The sequence below is a fragment of the uncultured Caulobacter sp. genome, from assembly GCF_937900395.1.
In the GTDB taxonomy this organism is placed as follows: domain Bacteria; phylum Pseudomonadota; class Alphaproteobacteria; order Caulobacterales; family Caulobacteraceae; genus Caulobacter.
In genome coordinates this window covers 1-4,184 of record NZ_CALCDX010000124.1, presented here as the reverse complement: position 1 = coordinate 4,184, position 4,184 = coordinate 1, and the positions used below count along the sequence as shown (strand labels likewise).

The following is a 4,184-nucleotide window of genomic DNA, read 5'->3' as shown; positions in this document are numbered from 1 at the left end:
AAAGCGCCGTCATGTCGATGTTGTCCGGATTGTCAAACCACGCTCGCGAACGAAGGGTGCGGGAGGAGACGGGGTCGGCGCTCATGACATTCCTTGACGACGCTATGCGCCCGCGCCCTCGGCAAGGCGGGCCGGAAGCGGGGGCGGATTTGTATTATAATATTTGTCTGACTATCGTCGCTTCCCAAGTCCGTCAATGATCGCGAGCGATGTTCGGCCAAGACATCGACCCGAATGGCCGGATGCCGCAAACGAGGTTTGACAGGATCGGCGGCGACGGTATTTGTCAGACTATTATAGGCTAGGAGCGTTCGCCATGGTGTTCAGGTTCGTGCAGTTGAAGACCGGCGACGGCGAACGGCGGCTGGCGGCGGTCGACGACGCGGGCCGCGCCCGGCGCGTCACGGTCGCCGACACGCTCTACGACCTGGCCCAAAACGCCATCGGCGTGAACGCGACCCTGGCCGAGGCGGCGCAGGCGCGCGACCTGGGCGAAGAGATCGACATTCCCGCCGCCCTGGCTGAAGGCCGTGTCCTGGCGCCAATCGACCACCCCGACACCGCCCACCTGCTGCTGACGGGTACGGGCCTCACTCACCTCGGCTCCGCCGAGGGCCGCGACAAGATGCACAAGGCCGCCCAGGCCGGCGAACAGCTGACCGACTCGATGCGGATGTTCTTGATGGGCGTCGAGGGCGGCAAGCCCGCTCCGGGCCAGGAAGGCGTCCAGCCGGAGTGGTTCTACAAGGGCGACGGCCAGCAGCTGGTCGGCCCCGGCCAGCCCCTCACCTCGCCGGCTTTCGCGAAGGATGGCGGCGAGGAGCCTGAGATCGCCGGCGTCTATCTGATCGGTCCCGACGGAACGCCGCACCGCCTGGGCTTCTGCCTCGCCAACGAGTTCTCCGACCACGTGATCGAGCGCGGCAACTACCTGTGGCTGGCCCACTCGAAGTTGCGCCAGGCGGCGCTGGGTCCGGAGCTGCTGACGGGCCCTCTGCCCGAGGACGTCCGCGGCGCCAGCCGCATCCTGCGCGACGGCGCGGTCGCCTGGGAAAAGCCCTTCCTGTCGGGCGAGGCGAACATGTCCCACACGATCGCCAACCTCGAACACCACCACTTCAAGTACGACCTGTTCCGCCGTCCGGGCGACGTGCATGTCCACTTCTTCGGCACCGCGACCCTGTCGTTCTCGGAAGGCTTCCAGACGAAGACCGGCGACGTGTTCGAGATCGAGGCCGCGCCCTTCCTCTACCCGGTGCGCAATTCCCTGGGCCAGGCTGACGAGCGGTCCGTCACGGTGCGCGCGCTGTGACGCCGATCCGCCTGGCGCTCGTCGGCCTGGGCAAGATCGCCCGGGACCAGCACCTGCCCTCCATCGCCGCTGACCCACGCTTTGAGCTGGTCGCCGTCGTCAGCCGCAACGCCGAACTGGACGGCGTCGCCCATTTCATCGACTTGGCGACTCTGCTGGCCAGCGACCTCACGATCGACGCCGTATCGCTCTGCACGCCGCCGCAGCCGCGCCACGCCCTCGCCCACATGGCGCTGGCGGCCGGCAAGCACGTGATGCTGGAAAAGCCCCCGGGCGCGACGCTGAGCGAGGTCGAGGACCTGCGCCAGGCGGCCGTCGCGCGCGGCCTGACGCTTCAAGCCACCTGGCACTCGCGCTACGCCGTTGGGGTCGAGCCGGCGCGCGAATGGCTGGCGGAGCGGACGGTCAAGGCCGTGCGGATCAACTGGAAGGAAGACGTCCGCGTCTGGCATCCCGGCCAGGACTGGATCTGGGAAGCCGGCGGCCTTGGCGTCTTCGACCCGGCGATCAACGCACTGTCGATCGTCACCCGCATCCTGCCCCTGCCGTTCTTCCTGTCGCGCGGGGTTCTGCACGTTCCCCAGAACCGGCAGTCGCCGATCCAGGCGGAGCTGGACTTCCGCGACGCGGGCGGCGCGGCCATCCGAGCCGAGCTCGACTTCCTGCAGACCGGTCCGCAGAGCTGGGACATCGAGATCGACACGCACGATGGCGCGCTGAAGTTGACCCATGGCGGGGCCAAGCTCTGGATCGACGGCCGGCTGATGCATGAGGGGCCGGATCGCGAGTATCCCGGCCTCTATGACGAATTCGCCCGGCTGATCGCGGACGGCGCCAGCGACGTGGACGTCAGTCCGCTGCGCCACGTGGCCGACGCCTTCCTGCTCAGCGAGCGGGTGGTCGCTCCACCGTTCGTCGAATAGCCGCCGGCGCCAACAGAACAAGACGGAGAGGAAACATGAAGCTCAAGACCATCGCCCTGTGCGGCGCGCTCGCCCTGGCCGCGACATCGACGGCGACGGCCGCAGAACTGTCCCGCCGCCCCTTCGGCCAGACCCCGTCAGGCGAAACCGTCGAGGCCTTCACCCTGACCAACGCCAAGGGCGTCAGCGCCACGGTGATCACCTATGGCGCGACCCTGCAGTCGCTGATCGCCCCGGACAAGGCCGGCAAGAAGGCCGACATTGTACTCGGCTTCAACGACGCGGCCGCCTACGTGAAGAACGCGAGCTACTTCGGCGCGAGCGTCGGCCGCTTCGCCAACCGGATCGGCAAGGGCCGCTTCGAGCTGGACGGCAAGACCTATCAGCTGGCGCTAAACAACAACGGCGTCGCGGCCCTGCACGGCGGCGTGAAGGGCTTCGACAAGGTCGTCTGGAAGGTGCTGGCGACCAAGTCCGGTCCAACCGCCTCGGTGACCCTAGGCTATGTCAGCCCCGACGGGGATCAAGGCTATCCCGGGACCGTGAACGCCACAGCGACCTACGCCCTGGATGAACAGAACCAGCTGACGATCACCTACGGCGCGACGACCGACAAGCCGACGATCGTCAACATGACCAACCACGCCCTATTCAACGTCGCCGGCGAAGGCGCCCCCGAGGGCGCCATGGGCAATGTGCTGACCCTTCCGGCCGAGGGCTACACGCCCGTCGATAACGAGCTGATCCCGACCGGCGCGATCACGCCGGTGGCGGGCACCGCCTTCGACTTCCGCACGCCCACGGCGGTCGGCAAGCGCATCCGCGACGCCAGCGATCCGCAAATCGTCATCGGCAAGGGCTACGACCACAACTTCGTGCTGACCGGCAAGTCGGGCGGCGCCCCGCGCCTGGCGGCGCGACTGGCCGATCCCAAGAGCGGCCGGGTGCTCGAGATCCTGTCCGACCAACCGGGCATCCAGTTCTACGCTGGCAACTTCCTGGACGCTTCCTGGGTCGGCAAGAGCGGCAAGCTCTACCGCCAGGGCGACGGCATCGCGCTGGAGCCGCAGCACTTCCCCGACGCGCCGAACAAGCCGCAGTTCGCCTCGGTGCGCCTCGATCCCGGCCAGACCTATCGCAACGTGATGGTCTTCAAGGTCGACGTCGCCAAATAGGACATAGGGGCCGGCTCAGGGAGCCGGCCCTTCGCCTGAAACGGCGACTAGACGCCCCAGGCCTCCGCGACTCGGACGGTGTCCGTCAGGATCGCGCTATTCAGCGCCATGATCTTCAGCGTCGCCAAATGGAGATCCGGCTCATAGGCGGCGCAGGCGTCGGCCGCGACGAAGACATGATAATCCAGATCGAAGGCGTCGCGCACGGTGGTGTCCACGCAGCATTCGGTCGTCAAGCCGGCGACGACCAAGGTGTCGACGCCCATCTCCCTGAGCCGAGCATTGAGTTCGCCGCCCTGGAAGGCGCTGTAGCGCGTCTTCCTGATCACGAGCTCGCCCTGCGCGGGCTGGGGGCCGTAAAAGCCAGAGCCCGTCGCTCCGGAACGGCAGATTGCCGCCTCGCTGTCAGGGTCGCCGCCCTGCCGACGGATCCGCTCGCGCCAAGCGGGAGAGTCGGTCGCCGGCCCTGTAAAGAGACCCGCGAAAACGACTGGGACAGCCGCCGCCCGGGCGGCGGCCGCCAGACGCTGGGCCGCCTCTACCGCGGGCTGGACGACGGCCATGTCGAAGTAGGTCGCCAGCGCGCCGTCGGGCGAGGCGAAATCGACCTGCATGTCGACGATCAAAACCGCCGTGCGCGTTGGCGCGATCCAGGCCTTGAGGTCGTCGGTCACGAGAACACCGCCCTCAGGCCGGGCAGGATCTCGGCGCCGAACATCGTCAGCCCTTCGACATAGTCGGGAAAGATCATCATCAGGCCGTCCAGCTCGCAAT

5 protein-coding genes are annotated in these 4,184 nt (G+C 67.5%); 3 read left to right on the top strand and 2 right to left on the bottom strand.

Annotation, left to right across the window (positions count from 1 at the left end):
* Positions 1–316 precede the first annotated feature (316 nt).
* From araD1 to Q0379_RS10420, 3 genes are read left to right on the top strand one after another with little or no spacing between them, the layout of a single operon-like run.
* Complete coding sequence (gene araD1, locus Q0379_RS10430) at positions 317–1,312, top strand: AraD1 family protein (protein ID WP_299008015.1); 996 nt, start codon at positions 317–319, stop codon at positions 1,310–1,312.
* Positions 1,309–2,235, top strand: a complete 927-nt coding sequence (locus Q0379_RS10425) for a Gfo/Idh/MocA family oxidoreductase (protein ID WP_299008012.1) — start codon at positions 1,309–1,311, stop codon at positions 2,233–2,235. The genes araD1 and Q0379_RS10425 overlap by 4 nt, the downstream gene beginning before the upstream one ends.
* A gap of 35 nt (positions 2,236–2,270) precedes the next feature.
* Positions 2,271–3,410 (top strand): aldose epimerase family protein, encoded by a 1,140-nt coding sequence (locus Q0379_RS10420; RefSeq protein ID WP_299008009.1) that lies wholly within the window; start codon positions 2,271–2,273, stop codon positions 3,408–3,410.
* Positions 3,411–3,457: 47 nt separating this feature from the next.
* On the opposite strand, the gene Q0379_RS10415 is transcribed toward Q0379_RS10420, so the two are convergent.
* Together Q0379_RS10415 and Q0379_RS10410 are read right to left on the bottom strand one after the other, a co-directional pair.
* Positions 3,458–4,084, bottom strand: a complete 627-nt coding sequence (locus tag Q0379_RS10415; protein ID WP_299008005.1) for an isochorismatase family cysteine hydrolase — start codon at positions 4,082–4,084, stop codon at positions 3,458–3,460.
* Positions 4,081–4,184: hypothetical protein (locus tag Q0379_RS10410; protein ID WP_299008017.1), on the bottom strand; the 104-nt coding region annotated here is incomplete at its 5' end. The genes Q0379_RS10410 and Q0379_RS10415, both read right to left, overlap by 4 nt.

Excerpts from the sequence above, each read along its gene's own strand:
- araD1 (WP_299008015.1), top strand. The coding sequence starts at position 317 with ATGGTGTTCAGGTTCGTGCAGTTGAAGACCGGCGACGGCGAACGGCGG.
- Q0379_RS10420 (WP_299008009.1), top strand. The coding sequence starts at position 2,271 with ATGAAGCTCAAGACCATCGCCCTGTGCGGCGCGCTCGCCCTGGCCGCG.